This is a genomic window from Massilia jejuensis, assembly GCF_042656795.1.
Lineage (GTDB): Bacteria > Pseudomonadota > Gammaproteobacteria > Burkholderiales > Burkholderiaceae_D > Telluria > Telluria jejuensis.
In genome coordinates this window covers 332,371-356,509 of sequence record NZ_JBHSMS010000023.1, presented here as the reverse complement: position 1 = coordinate 356,509, position 24,139 = coordinate 332,371, and the positions used below count along the sequence as shown (strand labels likewise).

17 protein-coding genes and 1 tRNA gene are annotated in these 24,139 nt (G+C 61.1%); 8 read left to right on the top strand and 10 right to left on the bottom strand.

Annotation, left to right across the window (positions count from 1 at the left end; all coding sequences use genetic code 11):
• Positions 1 to 4: 4 nt before the first annotated feature.
• From ACFPOU_RS07285 to ACFPOU_RS07260, 6 genes are all read right to left on the bottom strand, one after another.
• Positions 5 to 1,426, bottom strand: coding sequence for a right-handed parallel beta-helix repeat-containing protein (locus ACFPOU_RS07285; RefSeq protein ID WP_379718826.1), 1,422 nt, complete (start codon positions 1,424 to 1,426; stop codon positions 5 to 7).
• Complete coding sequence (gene prsR, locus ACFPOU_RS07280) at positions 1,423 to 2,784, bottom strand: PEP-CTERM-box response regulator transcription factor (RefSeq protein ID WP_379718823.1); 1,362 nt, start codon at positions 2,782 to 2,784, stop codon at positions 1,423 to 1,425. Before prsR ends, ACFPOU_RS07285 begins: the two co-directional genes overlap by 4 nt.
• A gap of 13 nt (positions 2,785 to 2,797) precedes the next feature.
• The gene (gene prsK / locus ACFPOU_RS07275; protein ID WP_379718820.1) at positions 2,798 to 4,894 is read right to left on the bottom strand and encodes an XrtA/PEP-CTERM system histidine kinase PrsK; all 2,097 of its coding nucleotides are present in this window, start codon (positions 4,892 to 4,894) and stop codon (positions 2,798 to 2,800) included.
• A gap of 58 nt (positions 4,895 to 4,952) precedes the next feature.
• Positions 4,953 to 6,356, bottom strand: coding sequence for a TIGR03013 family XrtA/PEP-CTERM system glycosyltransferase (locus tag ACFPOU_RS07270; protein ID WP_379718818.1), 1,404 nt, complete (start codon positions 6,354 to 6,356; stop codon positions 4,953 to 4,955).
• 23 nt (positions 6,357 to 6,379) lie between these two features.
• Positions 6,380 to 7,432, bottom strand: coding sequence for an SDR family oxidoreductase (locus tag ACFPOU_RS07265; protein ID WP_379718815.1), 1,053 nt, complete (start codon positions 7,430 to 7,432; stop codon positions 6,380 to 6,382).
• Positions 7,433 to 7,524: 92 nt separating this feature from the next.
• On the bottom strand, positions 7,525 to 8,814 hold the full coding sequence (locus tag ACFPOU_RS07260; protein ID WP_379718812.1) for a nucleotide sugar dehydrogenase: 1,290 nt from the start codon (positions 8,812 to 8,814) through the stop codon (positions 7,525 to 7,527).
• A gap of 417 nt (positions 8,815 to 9,231) precedes the next feature.
• Between ACFPOU_RS07260 and ACFPOU_RS07255 the strand changes: the two genes are divergently transcribed.
• From ACFPOU_RS07255 to ACFPOU_RS07230, 6 genes are all read left to right on the top strand, one after another.
• Positions 9,232 to 10,293: a GNAT family N-acetyltransferase gene (locus ACFPOU_RS07255; protein ID WP_379718809.1), complete on the top strand. Its 1,062-nt coding sequence runs from the start codon at positions 9,232 to 9,234 to the stop codon at positions 10,291 to 10,293.
• Positions 10,294 to 10,537: 244 nt separating this feature from the next.
• Positions 10,538 to 11,488, top strand: a complete 951-nt coding sequence (locus tag ACFPOU_RS07250) for a hypothetical protein (RefSeq protein ID WP_379718806.1) — start codon at positions 10,538 to 10,540, stop codon at positions 11,486 to 11,488.
• Entirely contained in the window at positions 11,485 to 12,207 is a 723-nt protein-coding gene (locus ACFPOU_RS07245) for a polysaccharide deacetylase family protein (RefSeq protein WP_379718803.1), read from the top strand. The genes ACFPOU_RS07250 and ACFPOU_RS07245 overlap by 4 nt, the downstream gene beginning before the upstream one ends.
• Positions 12,208 to 12,977: 770 nt before the next feature.
• Complete coding sequence (locus ACFPOU_RS07240) at positions 12,978 to 13,802, top strand: hypothetical protein (protein ID WP_379718800.1); 825 nt, start codon at positions 12,978 to 12,980, stop codon at positions 13,800 to 13,802.
• Between the two features lie 152 nt (positions 13,803 to 13,954).
• Positions 13,955 to 14,899, top strand: coding sequence for a hypothetical protein (locus ACFPOU_RS07235; protein WP_379718797.1), 945 nt, complete (start codon positions 13,955 to 13,957; stop codon positions 14,897 to 14,899).
• Between the two features lie 52 nt (positions 14,900 to 14,951).
• Complete coding sequence (locus ACFPOU_RS07230) at positions 14,952 to 15,245, top strand: hypothetical protein (RefSeq protein ID WP_379718794.1); 294 nt, start codon at positions 14,952 to 14,954, stop codon at positions 15,243 to 15,245.
• Positions 15,246 to 15,342: 97 nt separating this feature from the next.
• On the opposite strand, the gene ACFPOU_RS07225 is transcribed toward ACFPOU_RS07230, so the two are convergent.
• Positions 15,343 to 15,418, bottom strand: a tRNA-Arg gene (locus ACFPOU_RS07225).
• Positions 15,419 to 15,639: 221 nt separating this feature from the next.
• Here ACFPOU_RS07225 and ACFPOU_RS07220 point away from each other — a divergent pair.
• On the top strand, positions 15,640 to 16,557 hold the full coding sequence (locus ACFPOU_RS07220) for a c-type cytochrome (protein ID WP_379718791.1): 918 nt from the start codon (positions 15,640 to 15,642) through the stop codon (positions 16,555 to 16,557).
• A 282-nt stretch (positions 16,558 to 16,839) separates the two neighbouring features.
• Here ACFPOU_RS07220 and ACFPOU_RS07215 read toward each other — a convergent pair whose 3' ends face one another.
• A complete protein-coding gene (locus ACFPOU_RS07215; RefSeq protein WP_379718788.1) occupies positions 16,840 to 17,043 on the bottom strand; it encodes a hypothetical protein in 204 nt (67 codons plus the stop codon).
• A 94-nt stretch (positions 17,044 to 17,137) separates the two neighbouring features.
• Between ACFPOU_RS07215 and ACFPOU_RS07210 the strand changes: the two genes are divergently transcribed.
• Positions 17,138 to 19,159: an RIFT barrel domain-containing protein gene (locus tag ACFPOU_RS07210; protein ID WP_379718785.1), complete on the top strand. Its 2,022-nt coding sequence runs from the start codon at positions 17,138 to 17,140 to the stop codon at positions 19,157 to 19,159.
• Between the two features lie 293 nt (positions 19,160 to 19,452).
• Here the strand turns inward: ACFPOU_RS07210 and ACFPOU_RS07205 are convergent, their stop codons facing one another.
• Positions 19,453 to 21,516 (bottom strand): M13 family metallopeptidase, encoded by a 2,064-nt coding sequence (locus ACFPOU_RS07205; protein WP_379718782.1) that lies wholly within the window; start codon positions 21,514 to 21,516, stop codon positions 19,453 to 19,455.
• A gap of 111 nt (positions 21,517 to 21,627) precedes the next feature.
• Entirely contained in the window at positions 21,628 to 23,709 is a 2,082-nt protein-coding gene (locus ACFPOU_RS07200; protein ID WP_379718779.1) for a M13 family metallopeptidase, read from the bottom strand.
• Positions 23,710 to 24,139: the final 430 nt, after the last annotated feature.

Genomic DNA, 24,139 nt, shown 5'->3' with positions numbered 1-24,139 from the left:
TGGGTCAGCGGGCGTTGGCACGCAGGCAGCTGCGAAAATCCTTGAAAGCACCGTAAGCGGCGCCCGGGCCGGGAATGTCTGCGCATGCATCTACAACGCCCGGCGCGGACCCGGCACGCTGTGGCGCGCCGTCGCGCCAGCGCAAGTCGAGCCGCGCCGGATCGGCGAACAGGCTGCGCTGCGGATGGCGGCCCAGATACAGCTGCCAGATCGGCGTGGCGAGGTTGTCGAGCGCGCGCAGCACGCCGCCCTCGTCGGCGCGCAAGGGGCCGTCGACCAGGTTGCCTTCGAGCCGGGCGCTGCTGGTGGCATAGCGCACCTGCACCCCGGCCGTATCGAGCACGGTATTGTGCAGCAGTTGCGTATCGGCTGCGCTATTGAGATAAATGCCGACGTCCGAGCAGCCTGAAACCAGGTTGGCGCGCATGCTGCCGCCGGCGTGCTCGGTGATGCAGCGCCCGTCGCGACAATAGGGTTTGCCGGTGCCGCCGCCGCCGAAGGACAGGCCGACGCGCTTGCCCGGCTGGCCGGCCAGGACCGCTTCGCACAGCACCACGTTGCGCTCGAACACGGTGCGCTCGGCGCCGCCCTTGGCAAAGGCGCCGTAGCTGATGCCGTCGCCGCCGCGCTTGACGAAGTCGTAAATCAGGTTGGCGCGGATGGTCCAGTCGCTGGCGGCGACCAGGTCGATCGGCGTGACCGGGTGCGCCGTGCGCCGCGGCGCCGCATTCGACAGGGTATTCGCTTCGATCAGGCCGTGGTCGGGAAAGGCGCCGCGCTCGCCATTGATTTTAAAGTGGGCGTTGAAATCGCGCAGCGTGTTGTTGCGGGCGACGAAATGGTGGGCCTTGCCGACCACGTGGAAGGCATGGTCGCAGTTGTCGTCGTACTGGCAGACGCCGCGCAGGTCGAGGTTTTCGAAACGCCAGTACGGCGCCTTGACAGTCAACCCTTCGCGCGCGGCGACGGCGATGCGCACCGTGCCGGGACGCGCCGCGCGCACCACGATCGGTGCGTCCGCCGTGCCGGGCCGGCTCGCATACACGGTGCGCCGCAGTGCATAGTCGCCGGGCAGCAGGGTGATGATGTCGCCCGGCGCGGCGTCGGCGATGGCGCGCCAGGCCTGCTCGCTGGAGGCGACCGGGCGCTCGTTGCCGGCCGGTGCGGCGGGCCCGACCGGCTGCGCGCCCAGGGTGAGCGCCGGCGGCAGATACGGGGCGACGTTTCCGCGGTCCAGGCGCAGCAGGGCATCCGATACGAACCGGCCCGCGCCCACGACCAGGCTGCCGTGGCCACTCGTGCGTTTCAGGATATACGGCGCCAGCGCGCGCGGCGTGACGCCTTCGGACTGCAGGTAGGACAAACCTGCCACGGCGCCGGCCGCCGCCAGCACCAGCGGCACGGCCAGCACCGTGACGCGTGTCATGCAGCCGTCTTGATGTTGTGGCGGCTCATCAGGTCGTACATGGTCGGGCGGCTGACGCCGAGGATCTCGGACGCCTTGACGATATTCCCGTCGACCCGCGCCAGCGCCTTGATGATGGCCTTGTATTCGGCTTCGTCGCGCACCTGGCGCAGGTTGATCGGCTCTTCTTCCAGGCCCTCGCCCGGCAGGCCGAGGTCGTCGGCGACGATGGTGTTGCCGTCGGCCATGATGACGGCGCGCTTGATGTAATTTTCCATCTCGCGCACGTTGCCCGGCCACGGGTAGGCTTCGATGGCGGCGATCGCGTCCGGCGCGAAGTGCAGGGCCGAGCGCCCTTCGGCGGCGCAGAACTTGTTCTTGAAATGATGCGCCAGCAGGGCCGCGTCGCCCTCCCGCTCGCGCAGCGGCGGGATGGTGACGACGATCTCGGACAGGCGGTAATACAAGTCCTCGCGGAAGCGCCCGGTGGCGCACAGTTCCTTCAGTTTCTGGTGGGTCGCGCAGACGATGCGCACGTCGACCGCGATTTCTTCGTGGCCGCCGATGCGCTCGATGACGCGCTCTTGCAGGAAGCGCAGCAGTTTGGCCTGCAGCGGCATCGGCAAATCGCCCACTTCGTCGAGGAAGAAGGTGCCGCCATGGGCCAGTTCCACCTTGCCCTTGGTCTGCTTGGCCGCGCCCGTGAAGGCGCCCTTTTCGTAGCCGAAGAGTTCACTTTCGAGCAGGTTTTCCGGAATGGCCGCGCAGTTGATGGCCATGAAGCGCTCTTTCGCGCGCGGCGAGAGGGCATGCACGGCGCGCGCCAGCACCTCTTTGCCGGTTCCCGATTCGCCCAGCAGCATCACCGAGGCCGAGGTCGGGGCGACCTTTTCGACGTTGCGGCAGATTTTCAGCATGCTCGGCGCGCGCGAGATCACGCCCGACATCGGCGAATCGGCTTGCTGCTGCTGCATGCGGCGGTTTTCCTGCTGCAGTTCGTGCAGGAAGAAGGCGCGCTGGATCACCAGGTTCAGCACCTCGGGGTCGCACGGTTTCTGGTGGAAGTCATACGCGCCCAGGCCGATCGCTTTCACGGCATTGGTGTGGTCCTGGTTGCCGGTCAGGACGATCACGCGCGTGTCCGGCGCCAGCGCCAGGATCTGCTGCAAGGTGGCCAGTCCCTCGGTCGAGCCGTCCGGGTCGGGCGGCAAGCCCAGGTCCATCGTCACCACGGCGGGCTCGTGGCGGCGAATTTGCGCGAGCGCCGCTTCGCGGTCGCCGGCGACGGCCACGTCGTAGGCGTCGAGACTCCATTTGAGCTGCTTTTGCAGGCCGGGGTCGTCTTCGATGATCAGGAGTTTCTGTTTATTCTGTGTCACGGTAATCCTCGGGTCAGGCTGCCCGGTCGATGAGCAGCGCATCCTGCTGGTGCAAAGGCAGGATGACTTTGAAAGTGGTGCCGAGCGACGGCCTGCTGGAAACTTCCAGGCGTCCGCCCAGTTCGTTGATGTATTCGCGGCTTTCGAACACGCCGATGCCCATGCCGGCCGACTTGGTCGATTCGAAGGGCTTGAACAGGCGTTCGCGGATGAAGTCTTCGCTCATGCCTTCGCCACTGTCGGTGATCTCGATCTGCACCGCCGAATCGTCCGCCCCCCCTGCGGCGCGGCTCAGGGCGATGACGACACTGCCTTCTTTCGGCGTGGCTTCGATCGCGTTCTGGATCAGGTGGCCGACGACGCGTTCGAGCCGTTCGCGGTCGGCCAGCACGCGCAGGCCGGTGTCGCGCACGTCCAGTTGCGGGCGCGGTTCGAAGGCCGCCTTGTTGGCCACCGCCTGGCGCACCACCTGGTCGATCGCCAGCGGCATCGGTTTTTCCTCGACATCGATGCGCGAGAGCTTTTGCAGCATCAGGCGCATCTTCTGCACCGACAGCGACACCGTCTCGAGCATGTCGGCCTGGAATTCGGGGTTGTGCTTGTGCTTCTCGGCGTTCGCGTTCATCAGGGACAGCTGCGAGACCAGGTTCTTCAGGTCGTGCACGACGAAGGTCGACATGCGGTTGAAGGACTCGAACTGGCGCGCCACCATCAGCTCGTTCGCCGCATCCTGCTGCGCCAGGTAGCTGGCGGCCTGGCTGCCGGCGATCTCGAGCAGGTCGAGCACTTCCCAGTTCAGCTTGACGCGGCTGCGCGCCGTCTGCAGCACCACGAAACCGGACAGTTTCGTCCCCATCATGAGCGGCACCACCAGCCAGCCGCGCGGCCAGGCCAGCAGCCATTCGGGCAGGGCCACGCCTTCGTACTTGTCCGGGTCGTCCGCGTACTCGCCGAGGTCGATCACCCACTGGGTCGATTCGAGGAAGCTGCACAGGGGAGAACTGGCCGGCTCGCTCACGGCCGGCAGCGGCACTTCCCAGCCGGCGACCGGCTCGAAGCTGCCGCCTTCGCGGCGCTGCCAGAGCGCCCCGCCCGGGCTTTCGACCAGCGCGGCCACCGCCTGCACGGCGCGCTCGCCCAGGTTCGGGCCGGCTTCGGACAGCGTGCGCGTAAAGCGCATCCACTCTTCGCGGTAGTCGTAGCCGTAGCTGTAGAAATGCTTGCTGATGAAGACCTTGAGCCAGGCGCGGAAGGTGCCCGAGAACAGGATGCCGGCCAGCAGCAGCAGCGCGCCGAACAGGAAGGTCACCTGCATCACGGTGCCCCAGCTGCCGCCGAAATAGCGCAGGTAGTAGCCGGCCGAGCCCATCGCCAGCAGGTAGATGGCGGAGCCGAACAGCGCGGCCGAGTGGAACATCGCGCGGCGCGAGACGGCCAGCGGCGAGCGCCAGGACTTGGCGCGCCGCATCGACAAGGCCAGCAGCGGCACGGTCAGCGCATTGACGATGCCGCGCGCGGCCCAGATGTCCGGGTCGACTTCGCGGAACAGCATCGCGTGGCTGTACAGATAAAAATCGTAGGCGAACATGCCGCCGATGCCGAGGCAGGCGAACTTGATGGCCCAGCGTTCCTGGGTGGTCTTGTTGCGGTAGGCCTGCTCGACCAGCAGCATGCCGCCGACGGCCTGCACCACGCGCGCCATCACCGGCAGCACGCTTTCCAGCAGCGCCAGGTCCCAGTAGCCGAGCGTGGCCGCGGCCAGCGCCAGCAGGTAGCAGACGGCCGCGACGAACAGGGCCGGACGCAGCTTGAACGGCAGCTTGCCGTCGGGATCGCGCCAGTCGCCCAGCAGCACGACCAGGAACAGCGACCAGACGGCATTGCGCGCCACCTCGAAGCCGTCGGAGAGATCGGTCCACATCAGCAGGTCGGTGGCGGCCCAGGCCAGCGAGCCGGCCCAGAAGCTCGAGGCCAGGCAGGCGGCGACCAGGAGCGGGCCGTGCGCGCGCCCGCGCCAGCTGGTGAGCAGCGGCACGCCCAGCAACAGGAAGCCGAGGGCCGCGAGGCCGTAGCTGTAGGTGGCGATACTGGTCAGGGAAACACTATCCATGTGCACTTGCCGGGCGCTGCGGCCCGGCCTAAAACCTTATTGCAGGCGACGCCGGCAATTAGCGCCCGCTGCGGAAGAGTACGACTTTGAGGGTGTTGATCAGGACCAGGAAGTCGAGGAACAGGCTGTTGTTCTTCACGTAATAGAGGTCATACTGCAGCTTTTGCAGGGCATCCTCGGCCGAGGAGCCGTAGCCGTAGCGCACCTGCGCCCAGCCGGTGATGCCCGGCTTGATGCTGTGGCGGACATTGTAGTACGGGACCACTTCGATCAGCTGCTCGACAAAATAGGGGCGCTCGGGACGCGGACCGACGAAAGACATCTCGCCCTTGAACACGTTCAGGATCTGGGGCAGTTCGTCGATCCGGGTCTTGCGCATGAAGTTGCCCACGCGCGTGACGCGCGGGTCGTCCTTGGCCGCCCACTGCGGCTTGCCGCTCTTTTCGGCATCGGCGCGCATGCTGCGGAATTTATGGACAAAGAAGCTCCTGCCATCCTTGCCGACCCGTTCCTGGGAATAGAACACCGGGCCGCGGTCTTCCAGCCAGACGGCCAGCGCGGCCAGGAACATCAGCGGGAAGGTGATCGCTAGGATCATCGTGCTGCAGATCAGGTCGAAGGTGCGCTTCATGAAGATGCGCACGAAACTCTGGTCGAAGCCGCCGCCGAAGACGAGCCAGCTCGGCTGGAGCGAATCGACCCGGATCTGGCAGGTCTCGCGCTCGAAGAAGGTGGCGGCATCGGTCACCTTCAAGCCTTGCAGCTTGCAGTCGAGCAGCTCCTTGATCGGGAAGCCGCCGCGCCGGTTCTGCACCGAGACCACGATTTCCGACACGTTGTACTGGCGTGCCAGCTTGACCAGCGAATCGTCCTCGCGCATTTTCAGCAAGTCGCCCGGTTCGATGCACAGTTCCTCGCCCGGTGCGGGAATGAAGCCGGCGATGTCGTAGCGGTGGTAGCGGTTGGCGCGCTCGGCCAGCTCGCTGCATTCCTTGGCCAGCGGGCCGCCGCCGAGGAACATGATGCGCGACTGCAAGAAGCGCGCTTCCGAGGTCTTGAAGAAGATCATGCGCGCGACAAAGATGCCGACCGCGGCCAGCGCGAACACGAGCAGCAGGATGCTGCGGCCGAACGAGAGCTCGGGCGCGATATAGAACACCAGGGTCAGGATCAGGAAGCCCATCACGAACGAAGGCATCAGCTTCATCAGGAAGGGATGGCGCAAGCCTTCCTCGAAATCGAGCTGGTACATCCCCATCGCGCTCATGCTGAAGACGATGGCCAGCGCGAAAGCGACGGCCGAGGTGAAGAAATGGTCGAGCGACGGCACCGTCACCGTGGTGCCGATGTCCATGTAGCGCAGCGCCGCGCCCGCGTAGGCGGCGCCGAGCAGCACCAGCACTTCCACGATCAACAGCACGGATACGATTTTCGACACGTAATGGTTAGAAATCCTGAACACGTCAGTCTCCTGATTCTTTTTGCTTACCTGGATGCCACGGACGACCCCTGCCCGAGCAGGTCGCGAACATACCAATCCATGGCCTGGCGCAGGCCCTCGTCGATCCGGTGCGTGGGCGCATAACCCAGCAGCGTTGCAGCCTTGCCGATGTCGGCCTGCGAATGGCGCACGTCGCCGCGGCGGAAATCCACATACTCCGGCCGGTGCGCATCCACATGCGGGAAGCGCGCGCGCAGCAGGTCGCGCATCATCGCGTACAGCTCGTTGAGGCTGGTACGGGCGTTGAGCGCGACGTTGTAGACCTGGTTCACCGCGTCCGCCGGCGCCATCGCCGCCAGCAGGTTCGCCTGGACGACATTGTCGATGTAGCAAAAGTCGCGGCTGGTCTCGCCATCGCCATTGATGCGCAGCGGTTGATTACGGATCAGCGCGGCCACCCATTGCGGAATCACGGCGGCATAGGCCCCGTGCGGATCCTGGCGCGGGCCGAAGACGTTGAAGTAGCGCAGGCCGATCGATTCCATGCCGTAGGTACGGCCGAACACGTTCGCATACAGTTCGTTGACGTATTTCGTCACCGCATAGGGCGAGAGCGGGTTGCCGATCACGTCCTCGACTTTCGGCAGGGCCGGATGGTCGCCATAGGTCGAGCTCGAAGCGGCATATACGAAGCGGCGCACCTTGGCGTCGCGCGCAGCCACCAGCATGTTCAGGAAGCCGGTGACGTTGGTCTCGTTGGTGACGATCGGATCGTCGATCGAGCGCGACACCGAGCCGAGCGCGGCCTGGTGCAGCACGAAATCGACGCCGTCGCAGGCGCGCACGCAGTCCGCTGGCACCCGGATATCGCCCTCGATGAAATTAAATTTCACCCAGGCCTCATTCGTGACAGATTCTTTCACCTGCGCCAGATTGTGGCGGTGCCCGGTGGCGAAGTTGTCCAGCCCGGTCACACGCTGGCCAAGCTTGAGCAAGGCTTCGACCAGGTTCGAGCCGATGAAGCCGGCAGCGCCGGTAACCAGCCAATGATGGCTGTGCTGGCCCAATTGCTGCCTAACGTCTTGAATCTTATTCACGGTTTTCACAACACTTTCTCGATAACGCGATGCGACGGCGGCGGGACGCACAAAGCCGCCGCGTCGGGCGGCGGCTCGTCCCGCAGGTTTTACTACAGACGCCAGACGCAGTAGCCAGCCTCGCGGAGGGCCTTTTCATCGAATTGCGACTTGACGTCGATGAAGCAGCCGCCATTGTTGAGCTTGCTCTGGAAGTCGGCCAGCGACAGCGCCAGCACTTCCTTGTGCGGCACGGCCGCGACCAGGGCATCGGCCTTCGGCAGGCTGTCCCAGCTTTCCAGCTTGATGCCGTACTCGTGCTCGGCCTCGGCCGAATCGGCCGTCGGGTCGTACACGTGCACGTCCACGCCGTAGCTTTGCAGTTCGTGGACGATGTCGGCCACTTTCGAGTTGCGCAGGTCCGGGCAGTTTTCCTTGAAGGTCAGGCCGATGACATTGACTTTCGCGCCCTTGACCTGGAAGCCCGACGAAATCATCGACTTCACCGTCTTTTCGGCCACGAACTTGGCCATGCCGTCATTGATGCGGCGGCCGGCCAGGATCACTTGCGGGTGGTAGCCGACCATCTCGGCCTTGTGCGTCAGGTAGTAGGGATCGACGCCGATGCAGTGGCCGCCGACCAGGCCCGGACGGAAGGGCAGGAAGTTCCACTTGGTGCCGGCCGCTTTCAGCACTTCCAGCGTATCGATGCCGATCTTGTCGAAGATGATCGCCAGTTCGTTCATCAGGGCGATGTTCAAGTCGCGCTGGGTGTTTTCGATGACCTTGGCCGCTTCGGCGACCTTGATGCTCGAGGCGCGGTGCACGCCAGCGGTGATCACGGTTTCATAGAGCTGGGCGACGCTTTCGAGCGTCTCGGCGTCATCGCCCGAGACCACTTTCAGGATCGTCGTCAGCGTGTGTTCCTTGTCGCCCGGATTGATGCGCTCCGGCGAGAAGCCGACGTGGAAATCCTGCAGCCAGGTCAGGCCCGAGTGTTTTTCCAGCAGCGGGATGCACACTTCTTCGGTCGCGCCTGGATAGACGGTCGACTCGAAAATGACGATGGCGCCCTTCTTGAGGTTCTTGCCGACCGTGGTGCTGGCACCGATCAGCGGCGTGAAATCCGGGTTGTGCGCGATGTCGACCGGGGTCGGCACGGCGACCACGACGTAATCGGCCTGCGCCAGCAGCGCCGGGTCCGTGGTCACTTCCAGCTTGTTCGCCGCCTGCAACTGCTCGGTCGAGACTTCGCCGGTCGGGTCGATGAATTTTTTGTAGTTCGCGATTTTTGACGCCGACAGGTCGAAACCGATCGTCCGTACTTTCTTGCCGAATTCTACTGCGAGCGGTAACCCGACATATCCCAGTCCTACTACCGCGACGACCTGATCTGCTTTCATTATCAGCTTCCGTTATCGAATAAAGTTTTGCTATTATGCCAATATTTACTATAGCATGGGAACTAGACACGCCTCAACACGACGCTCCAGTTTGTACGCCCTCGACAACAAAGTTTGATCATCAATGTTGCGTATAAAAGGCGTACGTTTTCGTTGTTTTTTGGTTCTCTGCAGCCAGCTGGCCTCACCGGAGACCTGACATGCAGGAAACTCGGGGCACAGCGTGCAGGGCCACGGCCATGCTGTACACACGACATGGCGCAATATAGCATTTTCTGTCTGACAAGTTCCGTAAGATAATGAATCGTGCGCACGGCACACATTTGGAACACATGCCAGAAAATGTTGTCGATCGCTTACAATCTCGCGCGACCCATCATGCATCGGGAGAAACTCCGGTGACCACAGGAGCAGCGCTTGAACGACCTTACCTTCGCCTATCTCGACAATGACGCGCCGGCCAACGACGCGCTCGACGCCTTCGTGCGCGCCCATCCGGATGGCAACGCGTATCAATTGACGGCCTGGCGCCGCGCGGTCGCCGCAGCTTATCACTATCCCGGCAAGGTGCTGGTGGCGCGGCGCGGCGCCGACCTGGCCGGCCTGCTGCCGCTGTGCGAAGTGGCGCGCCCGTTCGGGCGTGCGCGCTGGATCTCTTTGCCCTTCTGCGACCTGGGCGGCGCACTGGCCGACTCGCACGAGGTGGCCGAGGCGCTGGCCGCGCGCGCCCGCGCCGATGTCGGCGCGGCGCGCGCGGCCGGGCTCGAGCTGCGCTGCTCGGCCGCGGGCGGCGAAGACGATGCCGCGCTCGCGGGACGCAAGGTGCGCATGGTCGTGAACCTGCCCGGGAGCGCGGCGGCGCTGCTCGGCTCGTATCCGCCGAAGCTGCGCAGCCAGGTGCGCAAGGCGGAAAAGAATGGCCTTGCTTCCGAGGTGACGCAGGATGCGGCCGCCATCGGCGCGTTCTACGATGTTTACAGCCGCAACATGCGCCGTCTCGGTAGTCCGCCCCACAGCCGTGCCTGGTTCGATGCGGTGCACCGCCATTACGGTGCTGACATGTTCCTTGTGCTCGTGCGTTCTGAAAATAAAGTGATCGGCGCCGGCTGGGTATTGTTATGCGGTGACAAGGCCGTCATTCCCTGGGCTTCGACCCTGGCCGACTACAACGCGCTGGCGCCGAACATGCTGCTGTACTGGGCAATCCAGGCGCAGCTGTGCGAACGCGGCGTGCGCCAGTTCGACTTCGGCCGCTCGACCTTCGGTGAAGGCACCTATAAATTCAAGAAGCAATGGGGCGCGCTGCCGGTGGCGCTCGACTGGCGCGAGTGGGATGCGCACGGCGTCGCGCCGGCTCCAGCGGCCTCGAACGGCGCTGGATCGAAGCTGCGCCCGCTGATCGAAAGCGCCTGGCAGCGCCTGCCGCTGACCCTGGCCAACAAGCTGGGTTCGCGCCTGCGGCGCTACATCACGCTCTGAAGGACTGGCTCAGAAATGAATGCGGTGCCGGCTGCCGGAATCGGCGCGTTGCCGCGCCGGCTCGCGGGCGCAGAGGATGCGCAGCGAATGCGGCACGGGAAAGCCACCGCTGCCTGGCGTTATTTATCCACATTGAAGTTGCTCAACCGTATTTCCCGATACAATAATAACCAGTTCATAATCGCTACGCACATTATCCCGGTTTGCTTGGCATTGGTAAAAACCCGTCACCCGGAGTCGTCTTGTGTCTCGAGATAATGCAATCGCTGCAGTTCTGGCACTATTGGCCGAACCGGCCTACCTGGTCAAACGGCGCAAGTTTCAAGAAGCATGTGGGGAGCGCTTTGCCCCTTTTCTGCGCGACCTGCATGCCGAGATCGTGAAAATACAGTCGGCGAACGGTCCGCTTCCCCTCTATGTAATCGACGCCTTGCCGGCGAGGTATGTGCGCGAGCTTGACGGTCTTCCTGCGGAACAACGCGGCATGCTGGCCAAGGAAATCGTGTCGGTGCAAATGGACGCGCTGGCGGAAAGGATGCGGCAGTCGAAGCTTCCGCCGGGAATAATCGACCAGTACGGTACAGCCGTGCGCTATATGACGGGCTCGATCGTGAGCGATGACGACAGCGCGTACGGGATGGTGAGGTCGAGCTATTTCGACCGCGACTTGCGCTTGGCCGCCGGCCTGTCGCTGCCAGTCGGCTCGCAAATCGTGGACATGCGCGTTTGGGCACCGGCGACCCTGTACCGCTACAAAGGACTGAAGGCAAACCTGCGCGCCTTGGCCTTTGTAAAACTCGAACTGGGTGGCCTTGGTCCTCTCGTTCGCATTCATGTCGACACCCGCAACCTGTCGGACTTTAACGAAGCTGGGCGGAATCAGTGCTATGCCCGCATCGCGCAGTTAATGGTGGCCAGGCCAGAGATCCGGGGCATGATCGGCACGAGTTGGTTCTACGATCCGCAAATCCAGACAGTCAGTCCCAAGCTTGCCTACCTGGCACGCGTGCCCCTGCAAAATGGCGCCTTCCTGCGTATCGACGGTGCCAGTGAAATCCATACCCGACGCGCGACGGCCCGATCGCCGACGCGCAAACGATTATTCGAAGAAGGCCATTACCGGCCAGTGTGCGCGACCATGATTTGGTCGCGAAAAAAAATGACCAACTGGGCGAGGGAGCAAGGATTCTTATGATGGGTCGTATCACAACCGCGATCGAGTCGAGACGCTATCGTTTATTGAACGAACGTAAGCGCGATATCGCCTGTACTGGCGGTATCGTTTCGTTTACGTTTGACGATTTTCCGGAGTCTGCGGCGGTAGGTGCCGAACTGCTAGAGGCACGTGGCTGGCGCGGCACATTCTATTTATCGACCGGAAATGTTGGGATGGATAGCGACTTCGGCCCAATCGCCTCCTTCGACTCGGCTACCAAACTGTACCAGGCAGGGCATGAAATCGGCGATCACACGCATTCGCACATTCGTTGCCGCGGTGCGAAAAAATCAGTACTGCGCCGCGAGCTCGACAGTAGCGCCGCAATGCTGTGTCAGGCGTATGGAAGCCGGAACTTCGCCTTGCCCTATGGCGACTACGATGCCGCCGCTCTGAACGTATTGAGCGGCCGTTTCGATACGATCCGGACGACGAGCCGTGGCGTCAATGTGCAACGGAAGGATCTCAATACGCTCAAGGCCAATCCGATCTACGGCAGCACGACGCGCGAATCGATTGAAGCGCTGCTCGACGAAGTGCGCGACCAGAACGGGTGGCTGATTTTCTACACGCACGACGTCCGCGCACAGCACTCGAAGTATGGCTGCACGCCAGAACAATTCGATGCGGTGCTGGCCCTCGTGGCGGCAAGAGGCCTGTCGGTGCGGACAGTTGCCGGGGTCTTTGCATCGCTATGAGCAGGTAAGGGCGTCCCCTTCCGACGCCTGAACCGCCCCGGTTGCGGATCGGCGCGGCCGGCGATGCTCGCTACCTCTGGCACGTTCCCCGATCTTGGCGGCCCCCAATGTGTCACCGTCTATTGCGACTTGTACTGCCTGCAAGCTTATCTGACCTGCATACGGCGCGCTTGAATGACTTCAGGGAAATACTCGGCCTGCTTTTTCATCGCTCCATTCTCCCCAAAGAAGAAGCCTCTACAAACGCGCGACGATTCACGACCGGCGTAGTAAAAGTCCAGCCGTCGACGTTACAACAAAAACACAAAATGTGATTTTTGGGTATTTACTGATGGCTACAACCGAGGTATATTCAACGTGATAAAACTGTCACAACTCTTGGTTAGCGGCAAATTCGTCGCTGCAATGCGCTAGAACGATGGCAGCAAAAGAAAGAATTTCCATGCCAAGCTATTACATATCAGTAAATCGCCGTGCTGTTGGACTTGGGCTAGCCAAGTTAATTGCGCTTCTTCTAACTGCCAGCATGCTCGGGCAGATCAGCCGTTTCGAATTCGGGCGGTAATCCCGCATTTTTAGAGCGAGCTAAAAGAAGAGATTAAGTGTGATCAAATAATTTGACTGCAAGACACAAAATTGTGAATATTGAATAGTTTGTAAGAGTAGCAACAATGTATTATTGAAGATTATGGGGAAAAATATAGTGTTTTCTCAAAAGAATGTCGTTGCCAAATAAATTAATACTATCAACCAGAAATTTATAAAATAAAATGGCAGAGAACTTGAAACAAATCCATGCGTGGAGCACAACAAAGATTCTAATTATTTTATTATTGCTGGGTGATCTAGCCTTCATGATTATTCATGTTTTTCATAAGCTGACTCAGTACCTTGCAAATTCCATATCTAATATTGGAATGGATAGCGAGTATGCCGTAATATATCATTACCTTGATATCGACTTCCTTCAAAAAGTAACTCCCTATTTCGCAAATTCTCTGTTTAACATTGAAATGGATAACGGATACGCTGAGGCATATCAGCACCTCAAGTTTATAGGTATCATATTCGTATTCTTTTACCTTTGCATCAAGCAAAAGATTTGGTCTTTTTTCCCTTGGATGCTTTTATTCTCGTATTTTTTGTTAGACGATTCATTTCAATTACATGAGAGACTAGGTTCTGTGATTGCTTCAGGAATCGCCTTTTCACCGCCTTTTGGGCTGCGTAGGCAAGATCTAGGCGAACTCGCCGTTACGATGACGGCTGGGCTGATAATCCTGCCATCACTAATGTTAGCTTATTACTTAGGGTGCGCCCCAATAAGAAAGATTTATCATAATTTGCTACTACTTTTAAGTTTATTGGTATTTTTTGGTGTCGGCGTTGATATGGTACATGCCGTGTTTATGAACAGTCCAATATTTAGCCCGATTTTCGGTGTGATCGAAGATGGCGGAGAAATGCTCGCAGTTAGTATGTTTGCATCGTATAGCTTCTTCCTACTCAAGAAATTCATAAACTTAAAGGACGCTGCAGTCATGCATAGCACTAACGTCCAGCAATCGATAGCGACCGCAACTGCCAATCAATAGCTTAAATTCCTTCAGTTCAACGCAGAGAATGTAAGGGTTTATCAATAGTCCGAGAGAAAACGAGCGGTCCTACTAACAAAAGCTAAAAGTTAATAGCGCTAGCTTTGGTCGATAATAAACCGTAAGTTAGTATCAAATATTCGGGAAGCTAAATGTTTACTGAAAACCCAAGCTGGGCCATCGCAATCTTTTCAGCGCGTGAAGAGCCATCAGTGTTAGGAAAATCCGTGCGCGCGGCGATTATTGCTTGCAACGGGCGACGTGCAACGATTGACGTTTTGATCAATGGGAATGAGGCGCTTGCGAACGACTTTGCTAAATTAGCTCCAACGATACCAATTGACAGCTGCGCTCTGCGCATATGGGCTATCTCTGCAGGGGATAAGGCACATACTTGGAATGAGTACGTCCACCGAATTTGGGATACAAAAACCATTGCTTTTTTTATTGACGGCTATGTACGTGTGAAATCTAATGCCCTGGCAGCGATTGATAGTCGCTTAACGGAAATGCACAATGCCATGGCCGCAAGCGGAGTTCCTAGTAGTGGGAGGTCGTCCAACTATTTGAAGGAATGTATGCTTAACAAAGGTGGTATTCACGGGAACTTGTATGCCTTGAAAGCTAAAAGCATGGAAGAAGTTCGAAACGCTGGCTTCCGTCTCCCGCTCGGGTTGTATCGAACCGATCCGTTACTTGGCGGAGCTTTAACGTTCCGACTAGATCCTTCGAAAAATCAATGGACACGTGGTAGCGTAGTTGCTGTAGCTGACGCAACTTGGGACGTTGACGGTATTTTAGATTTAAACTATAAAAACGTTATTGGTTACGTCAAACGCCGATTGCGTCAGGCACAAGGCGCTCTGGAAAGTCAAGCGTTTCGTGACCATATGGCAATCAAACGATTACCGCCGCAATTCTTGCCTGCCACAGCGCAAGAAATGGTAAAAAATTGGCTTGCCGCTTGTCCAGTTCAAGCCCGTTCACTATTCCTGAGTCAGCCGTTGTGCATGTATGCAGCGCGACAGCTACGCAAGCCACGTGACTGGTCAAAAACACAATTACCACCAGTCTTGCTTCGTCAAATCAACATGTAAAGAATTTTTTTATGAGAGTTGGTGACTGCCGTAGAGTAGCCCAGTAGTGCCCATGTGGCGATTCAAATCACTGTCAGGCGATGCTGCGCACCCAACCATCGAATCCATGAAGCGACACATTGAACCCATTGAGGGTGGTGGGCAAAAGCTCATCTTCAAGCCCCAGTTTGCTGACTTGGTGCCAACGCTTCGCCTTGCCGCAACTGCGCTTCTCACATGCTTTGAGGCCGCAGCAGAGGCATTCAGCAACGCTGAGATGCAAGCCTTTGCCGACTCATGGTACAAGCGTCAATACGACATGCTTTCAAGCACGACAACTGGTCAGGAAATGGGCACTCAAGGTTGAGAGTAGTTTGAGAGCAACGAGTCGGTATAATTCAGTGTCGCTTAGGTGCAAGCCGTCCACCGACGATCCGGTAACTCATTGATTTCCTTAGGGGAAATGGTGCGGCTGGCTGGGATCGAACCAGCGACCCTTGGCTTCGGAGGCCAATACTCTATCCACTGAGCTACAGCCGCACGGGGAAAACGCGCCGGGTCGTCTCGCGAGGAAACGCCTGAGCGATGCGAAGGATACATTCTTTCGCGTTCCCCGTCCATGGAAAGTAGAAGTTGCAAACGAGCGCTGTGCTATAGGGCATCTTTTGAGACTATAATCGCCGATTGGCGGCATTTGCAAAAAGTCATGCTGGAAGAATCCACGCCAGGTAGCAGGTTTTTTTAATCGTATTAAGGAAATCATGAGCGACGCACACAGTGAACAATCGTTTGTCCGGACACCCAAGCAGCTGATCGGGGTGGTCGCAGGCTTCTTCCTGGTAATCGTTATCGGCATCATCCTGCTTGTCTCCTTTGTCACCAATGACAAGCTCGACGGTGCCGGCACCGATAGCCTCGGTCCGGAAGCGGTCGCACAGCGTCTGCGCCCGGTGGCGGAAGAAGGTTTTGTCTTGCGTGACGCCAATGCGCCAAAAGTGCTGCAGAGCGGCAGCGCCGTCTACACCGCCGTGTGTGCCGCCTGCCATACCAGCGGCGCCGCCGGCGCTCCCAAAATTGGTGTCGCCGGCGACTGGACCGCGCGCCTGGCGCAGGGTTACGATACGCTCGTGAAACATGCCATCGAAGGCATCCGCGCAATGCCGGCCAAGGGCGGCAATCCTGACCTGGACAATGTCGAAGTCGAACGCGCCGTCGTCTACCTGGCCAACCAGAGCGGCGCCAAGTTCAAGGAGCCGGCCGTGCCGGCTCCGGCAGCCGCCCCGGCAGCCGGCACCGACGCCGCCGCACCGGCGAGCGCCAACACGGCCACTGCCGCGCCTGCGGCAAGCGTGGCGCCGGCCGCGGCACCCGCCGCGCCCACGGCACCAGCGGCGCCCGCGCCAGCAGCAGCCCCAGCCACTGCGAGTGCCGAAGTCGGCAAGGCGCTCTATAGCAGCGCCTGCCTGGCTTGCCACGGGGCCGGGATTGCCGGTGCTCCGAAGCTGGGCGACAAGGCCAACTGGAGCCCGCGCATCGCCCAGGGCAATGCGGTGCTGTATGAACATGCCATCAAGGGCTACCAGGGCAAGTCTGGCGTCATGCCGCCGAAAGGCGGTTCGACCGCAGCGGATGCCGATGTCAAGGCCGCGGTCGACTACATGGTGGCTTCTTCGCGTTAAACAGATACGGCAAGGAATTTAGCTGGACCGCCCTTCGGGGCGGTTTTTTTATACGAACGCACGAAAATAACAATATAAAAAAGAAATATTCGGTTATAAACGAATAATATTCGTAAAAAAATCGACAATGTTATGTTGTATTTGGAGTAGATTCCGTACGGCAACTTTGATTTTTCTGTTGATAAAATTTGCTTTGGCGTAAGCTTTAAGAATTCTGTGGGGCAATACTCTGTTCTCCACAGCAACCCTTAAAGACTTTGCCATGACTCTCCCTCTCCAACATCAAGCAATGCGAATCGCCGCAATCGCGGCGTTCGGTACCACACTCGTGGCCTGCGGCGGCGGCGGCGGTGCCAGTCCATCCATCAACGCGGCGCCGTCCGCGACAACGAGTCCATCGGTGCTACCGGTCTCCGCATCGGCCCCGGTCTCCGCATCGGCCTCGGTCTCCGCTTCGGCTCCGGTCGCCATGCCTGCCGCTGCCATGCCGGCTCACGCGGGCCTGGCCACTCCCGCTGCGGCGGTTCCGAGGGGAACGGCTGCGGTGTCGACCGCCATTGCCGCGCCCGCGGACGCCACCATGACAACGACTACCTCGTACAGCGTGTTCGGCGTGGTGACCGACGTGCGTATCCAGAATACCTCTGCGTTGGCCCAGCCGAACCTGCCGGTGACCTTCGGCCAGGTATTTGCCGTCGGCCACATGATGCCGACCGAGTCGCTGGTCGGCCGATTCGACAGCGGTGCCATGATCCCGCTCCAGCTCGACGTCAAGGCTACCCACCCGGACGGTTCGGTGCGCCACGCCGTTGTGTCGGGCATGATTCCAGACATGGGCGCGAACGAAGTGCGCACCATGGCGCTGTTGAAGTCGAATGCCCCGCATGCCGCCGGCCTGAGCCCGAACACGCTCCTGAGCAACGGTTTCAGCGCCTCGGTGCACGCGACCATCAACGGCGTGCGCTACGACGTCTCGGCCGACGACATCATCAAGACCGGTGGCACCTACCAGACCTGGCTGTCGGGCGCGGTCGCCAACGAGTGGCTGGTCTCGGCCCCCTTGAAGACGGCCGACGGCGTGGCGCATCCGCACCTGACGGCGCGCTTCGCGATCCGCTGGTACGACGCGATCAAGAAAGCCCGCGTCGACGTCACGATCGAAAACGCCTGGGCCTATGAGCCCAATCCGCAGAATATCACCTACGATGCCGAGGTCATGGTGCACGGCGCCGTCGTGTATGCGAAGCCCGCCCTGAATCACTTGAACCACAGCCGCTGGCGCAAGCTGTTCTGGTGGGGCGGCAACGCCGACCAGGCCTATGTCAAGCACAACACCGCCTACCTGGTCGCAAGCCGCGCGCTGCCGAACTACGACCAGAGCGTGGTCGTGACGGAGACGGCCCTCACCGGACTGAAGGCCAAATGGACCGGCACGGCCATCGAACCGATGGGCGTGGGCCTGGCCACCGCCTACATGCCGGGCACGGGCGGCCGCAATGACCTGGGCCTGCTGCCTGGCTGGGCGGCGGCCTATCTGCTGTCGATGGATCGGCGCGCCAAGGAAGTCACACTCGGCACCGCCGACCTGGCCGGCAGCTGGACTTCGCACTTCCGCGACAAGAACACGGATCGTCCGGTAAGCCTGATCGATTACCCGTACATGACGATTCTCGGGAATTACACCGATACGAAAAACCCGGTGACCAAGCTGTACGAGGCATTCCCGAAATGCGCCGTCGGCGCTAGCTGCAGCTCGCCGCATACCCATGACACTGCGCACCAGCCAGGGTTCGCCTACCTGCCTTACCTGGTCACCGGCGATTACTATTATCTGGAAGAGCTGCAATTCTGGGGCATGTACAACGTGTTCGAGTCGAACCCGGGCTACCGCAAGAATATCCAGGGCTTGCTCTACCGCGGCCAGGTGCGCGGCCAGGCCTGGAGCATGCGCACGCTGGCCGAGGCGGCTTATATCACCCCCGACGCCGACCGCCTGAAAGAGCATTTCACGCGCATCCTCAACAGCAACCTCAATTGGTACAACACCACCTATACGAACAATGCCGCCGCCAATATCTTCGGCGTCATCGATGGCGGCTCTGCCGTGATCTATAACGGATCGCGTGGTATCGCCCCATGGCAGGACGACTTCTTTACCGCGGCAATCGGCCATGCAGCCGAGCTCGGTTTCAGCGGTGCCAGGAGCTTGCTGAGCTGGAAAGCCAAGGCACCCGTGCTGCGGATGACCGATCCATCGATGTGCTGGATCAATGCCGCGCTGTATTCGTTCAACATCCGCGACTCCGGCACCAGTCCGCTCTATACGACGATGGAACAGGCCGCCGCGGCAAGCCAGGCGCCCGAATTCCGCGCCCTGGCCTGCAACAGTCCCGAAATGGCCGCTTACCTGAACAAGAAGATAGGCGAAATGACCGGCTACGCGACCAGCGTCGCGGGCTACCCGGCAAACATGCAGCCTGCCCTGGCGTATGCCGCTGACGCCAGTTTGCCGAACGCCGCTGCTGCATGGGCGATATTCGCCGCCCGGCCCATCAAGCCGAACTACGGTAGCAGCCCGCAATTTGCGATCGTTCCGCGCTAAGCAAACGCCTCGTCATCCAACCCCAACCGCCACAAGGCCGTTGGGGTTTTTTTTGTTCAAGCGGGCATATTTAGCTTGCGCCGGTCTTTCCCCCGCGATCACGATCAAGCCGGATGCATGAAGCCGGGATGCCATGTCTGGACGCGTTGTGATAACGCCCGGTATGAGCACCGGCTTGCGCTTACCTGACTGACCCAACCGAAGATGGCTGCGGCCCGCCAAACACGCCTTCCCCAAAAAAAACACCGCGCGGCCGGAAGCCGCGCGGTGTTTCTGCAAGCACGATGGGGCGCTTACCAGATGATGACGCGCTCTTTCGGCGCCAGGTACATCTTGTCGCCCTGCTTGACCTTGAAGGTTTCGTAGAAGCCCGGCTGGTTCATCAGGGTGCCGTTGGCGCGGAACTGGCCTGGCGAGTGCGGGTCGGTCTTGACCTGGGCGATGCGGGCCGGCTCGCGCATTTTCTCGCGCCAGACCTGGGTCCAGCCCATGTACAGGCGCTGCTCGCCGCTCAAGCCGTCGATGACCGGCGCCTTTTTCCCCTTGAGCGAGATCTTGTAGGCTTTCGCGGCAATGGCCAGGCCCGAATTGTCGGCGATGTTTTCGCCGAGCGTCAGCTCGCCGTTGACGGTATAGCCCGGCAGCGGACTGTAGGCGTTGTACTGCTTGACCAGCTGCATGGCCTTGGCCTTGAAGTTCTTGTGGTCGGCGGCCGTCCACCAGTCGCGCAGGTTGCCGTCGCCGTCGTACTGGGCGCCCTGGTCGTCGAAGCCGTGGCTGATCTCGTGGCCGATCACGGCGCCGATGCCGCCGTAGTTGACCGCATCGTCGGCGCCGGCGTCGAAGAACGGCGGCTGCAGGATCGCGGCCGGGAACACGATCTCGTTCATTTCCGGATTGTAGTAGGCGTTGATCGTCTGCGGCGTCATGCCCCATTCCTCGCGGTCGATCGGCTTGCCCAGCTTGTTGATCTCGCGGTCCGCCTCGACCACGCGCGAACGCATCACGTTGCCGACCAGGTCGTCGCGCTTGACGACCAGGGCCGAATAATCCTTCCACTTGTTCGGGTAGCCGATCTTCGGCGTGAACTTGGCCAGCTTTGCCTGCGCTTCCTTCTTGGTCGCCGCGCTCATCCAGTCGAGCTTGTCGATGCTCTGCTTGTAGGCCGCCAGCAGGTTTTGCACCAGCTTTTCCATGCGCGCCTTGTGCTCCGGCGGGAAGTATTCGGCCACGTAGAGCTTGCCCAGCGACTCGCCCTGCGCGCGCTCGACCGCGCCCACGCCGCGCTTCCAGCGCGGCTCGATGGCGGTCACGCCCGACAGGGTCCTGCCGTAGAAGTCGAAGCGCTCGTCGACGAAATTCTTCGACAGGAAGCTGCCGTAGGATTCGATCAGATGCAGCGCCAGGTAAGCCTTCCAGGTATCGAGCGAGGTTTTGTTCGACACGTCGACGAAGGCCTTCAGGTAGGTCGGCTGGCTGACGATGACGTAAGTCGCCTTGCCCGACAGGCCGGTGGCATCCATCCAGCTCTTCCAGTCGTAGCCCGGCGCGAGCTTGTCCATGTCGGCCAGGTTGACCTTGTTATAGGCCTTGACCGGGTCGCGCAATTCGACCTTGGTCCACTGGATTTTCGCGATCTCGGTTTCGAAGTCGACGACGGCCCTGGCATTGGCGGCGGCGTTCTTGTCGCCGGCCATGGCCAGCATTTTCTCGGCGTGCTGCGCGTACTTGGCCTTGGTCGCGGCCAGCTTGGCGTCGTCGGTCTTCAGGTAGTAGTCGCGGTCGGGCATGCCCAGGCCGCCCTGCATGATGTCGGCCACGTACTTGGTCGAATCCTTGTTGTCCTGGTGGATGGCGAAGTCGAAGGGCACGCCGACACCGATCTTGCCCAGGCGCGCCAGCAGTGCCGGCAGTTCGGACTTGTCCTTCAGCGCGGCGATGCGATCGAGCTCGCCTTTCAGGGGCGTCGCGCCCAGCGTTTCCAGGCGCGCCTCGTCCATGAAGCTGGCCCAGAAATCGCCGATGCGCTGGGCGTCGGTGCCGGCGGCCGGGTTGCTCGCGGCGGCTTGTTCGATGATGCCGCGCAGGCGCGGCAAGGTGTTTTCGCGCAGCTGCATGAACGAACCCCAGCTCGCCTTGTCGGCCGGGATCTCGGTGTCCTTCAGCCATTTGCCGTTCAGGTATTGGAAGAAGTCGTCCTGGGGACGCACGCTCGGCTCGATGTATTCGGTGGCGATGCCGGACGACAGGACCGCAACCTTGGTGCTCTTGGCGGCGGCGCCGCCCGCCGCGGTTTCGGCGTGGGCGACGCTGGCGACCAGCCCCAGCGTCAATGCGCTCAGCAGATGTTGTTTCATAGTCTCTCTTCTTGTCGTGGTGTTGGTAAGGGCCAGGCCGTCCCGGCCGGGCCTGTGCGGGTCATGCCTACATGCCGCATGACGCCGCCCATGCCCTGCCGATCGAGGACTTTACCAGATCGTGACGCGATCTTTCGGCGCCAAATACATTTTGTCGCCTTCCTTCACGCCGAACGCTTCGTAGAAGGCCGGGTGGTTCATCACGGTGCCATTGGCGCGGAACTGGCCCGGCGAGTGCGGATCGGTCTTCACTTGCACGATCTGCTGCGCTTCGCGCATCTTCGAACGCCACACCTGGCCGAAGCCCATGAAGAAGCGCTGGTCGCCGGTCAAGCCGTCGATCACCGGCGCCGGCTGGCCCTTGAGCGAAATCTTGTAGGCCTTGTAGGCGATGGCCAGACCGGAATTGTCGCCGATGTTTTCGCCCAGCGTCAGTTCGCCGTTGACGTGGTAGCCCGGGATCGGGCTGTACGCGCTGTACTGCTTGACCAGCATGTCGGCACGCGCCTGGAAGGCGGCGCGGTCTTCCTTGGTCCACCAGTCGCGCAGGTTGCCGTCGCCGTCGGACTGGCTGCCCTTGTCGTCGAAGCCGTGGCCGATTTCGTGGCCGATCACGGCGCCGATGGCGCCATAGTTGACCGCGTCGTCGGCGCGCATGTCGAAGAACGGCGGCTGCAGGATCGAGGCCGGGAACACGATCTCGTTCATCGAACTGCTGTAGTAGGCGTTGACCGTCTGCGGCGTCATGCCCCACTCTTCGCGGTCGATCGGCTTGCCCAGTTTCGTGATGTTGCGGTTGTAGCCGAACTCGGCCGCGCGTTTCACGTTGCCCACCAGGTCGTCGGCGCGAATGGTCAGCTTCGAGTAATCGCGCCACTTGTTCGGGTAGCCCACCTTCGGGGTGAACTTGGCCAGTTTCGCCTGCGCTTCCTTCTTCGTCGCCGGGGTCATCCAGTCGAGCGTGTCGATGCTCTGGGCGTAGGCGGCGGTGACGTTTTTCACCAGTTCTTCCATGCGCGCCTTGCGCTCGGCCGGGAAGTATTTGGCGACGTACTGGCGGCCCAGGGCTTCGCCCAGCGCGCCTTCGACGGTGGACACGCCGATCTTCCAGCGCGGACGGTTTTCGGTGGTGCCGGTCAGCGCCGTGCCGTAGAAGGCGAAGTTGGCGTCGACGAAGGCCTTCGACAGGTAAGGCGAATATTCGCGCAGCAGGTGCCACTCGAAATACGATTTCAAGGTGGCAAGGTCGGTGTCGGCGACGGCCTTGTTGAAACCGGTCAGGTAGCTTGGCTGGGCGACGATGATGTAGTCGAGCTTGTTGCCCACGCCGGCCGCGGCCAGGGCCGCGTTCCAGTCGTAACCCGGGGTCAGCGCGGCCAGTTCGCTCACGCTCATCTTGTTGTAGCGCTTCACCGGGTCGCGGTTCTCGACCTTGGTCCACTGCACCCTGGCCAGTGCGGTCTCGAAGTCGACGATCGCCTTTGCCTGCGCGGCGGCGTTCTTCTCGCCGGCCAGGCCCAGCACGGTGGCGACGTGCGCCTCGTACCTGGTACGGGCCTCGAGCATGCGCTTGTCGTCGAGCTTCAGGTAATAATCGCGGTCAGGCATGCCCAGGCCGCCCTGGCCGACGTAGGTCGCGTACCGGGTCGAGGCGCGCGCGTCCTGGCCGACACGCAGGCCGTAGGGAGTGGCGACGCCGATTTTCGACAGGTGGGCGATCAGGTCGGGCAAGCCCTTCTTGTCCTTCAGGCTGCGGATGCGCTGCAGTTCGCCGGCCAGGGGCCTGGTGCCGAGGCGCTCGACGCGCGCTTCGTTCATGAAGCTGGCGTACAGGTCGCCGATCTTCTGGACGTCGGTGCCGGCCTTCTTGCTGGGGTCCTTCTGGGCCGCCTCGATGATGCCCAGCAGTTGCGGCTGGGTGTCGTCGCGCAGCTTGAGGAAGGTGCCCCAGCTCGACTTGTCGGCCGGGATCTCGGCCGTCTTGAGCCACTTGCCGTTTAGGTAAGTGAAGAAGTCGTCCTGCGGGCGCACCGAGCTGTCGATGTACTGGATGTCGATGCCGGAAATCGGGGCGCCGGGCGCCGCCGCGGCGACGGCCGCCTTCGGCGCGGCGGTGGACTGGGTGGCCTCGCCCGCATGCGCGAAGGTGGCCAGTACGGACAGGATCAGGGTGCTCAGAAGCGTAGGTTTCAAGGGAAGTCCTCGTATGCCGATCAAAAATGCGCACCGGGCAGGCTGGCCCTACCCCTGTGCGTCAACAGGATTGTGTCGCTGATCCGGCGCGCGGCCACAGTTGTCGTTACACGGCGTCGCTCGGCGCGCGCGGCCCGGATCATCCCGCAAGAATGCACGATCCGGCCCCATCCGTCGAGAGGCAATGTGGCAAAAACGATGCTGCGGCGCGGCGCCGGCGCCTGGGCGCGCTGCCTGTATTGACGGGCGCTGTGCGATGTACGCGCAGTCGAGGGACTGGCCTGAAAAGGCAAAAAAAACCCACGACAGCGAGGCCGTGGGCGAAAACCACCTTGTGGGTGGAGAGAGAAAAACCGACTATGCGAGCGCCGCCGCCCCCGCGCCCCCAGTCTTACAATTCCTTACCGCAAACGCAAGCCCCTTTACATCT

What these genes read in the sequence shown, in the direction of transcription:
- ACFPOU_RS07285 (WP_379718826.1), bottom strand. Translation starts at nt 1,426, where the DNA reads ATGACACGCGTCACGGTGCTGGCCGTGCCGCTGGTGCTGGCGGCGGCC.
- prsK (WP_379718820.1), bottom strand. Translation starts at nt 4,894, where the DNA reads ATGGATAGTGTTTCCCTGACCAGTATCGCCACCTACAGCTACGGCCTC.
- ACFPOU_RS07260 (WP_379718812.1), bottom strand. Translation starts at nt 8,814, where the DNA reads ATGAAAGCAGATCAGGTCGTCGCGGTAGTAGGACTGGGATATGTCGGG.
- ACFPOU_RS07245 (WP_379718803.1), top strand. Translation starts at nt 11,485, where the DNA reads ATGATGGGTCGTATCACAACCGCGATCGAGTCGAGACGCTATCGTTTA.
- ACFPOU_RS07240 (WP_379718800.1), top strand. Translation starts at nt 12,978, where the DNA reads ATGGCAGAGAACTTGAAACAAATCCATGCGTGGAGCACAACAAAGATT.
- ACFPOU_RS07235 (WP_379718797.1), top strand. Translation starts at nt 13,955, where the DNA reads ATGTTTACTGAAAACCCAAGCTGGGCCATCGCAATCTTTTCAGCGCGT.
- ACFPOU_RS07230 (WP_379718794.1), top strand. Translation starts at nt 14,952, where the DNA reads ATGTGGCGATTCAAATCACTGTCAGGCGATGCTGCGCACCCAACCATC.
- ACFPOU_RS07220 (WP_379718791.1), top strand. Translation starts at nt 15,640, where the DNA reads ATGAGCGACGCACACAGTGAACAATCGTTTGTCCGGACACCCAAGCAG.
- ACFPOU_RS07215 (WP_379718788.1), bottom strand. Translation starts at nt 17,043, where the DNA reads ATGGCAGCGGCAGGCATGGCGACCGGAGCCGAAGCGGAGACCGAGGCC.
- ACFPOU_RS07210 (WP_379718785.1), top strand. Translation starts at nt 17,138, where the DNA reads ATGACAACGACTACCTCGTACAGCGTGTTCGGCGTGGTGACCGACGTG.
- ACFPOU_RS07205 (WP_379718782.1), bottom strand. Translation starts at nt 21,516, where the DNA reads ATGAAACAACATCTGCTGAGCGCATTGACGCTGGGGCTGGTCGCCAGC.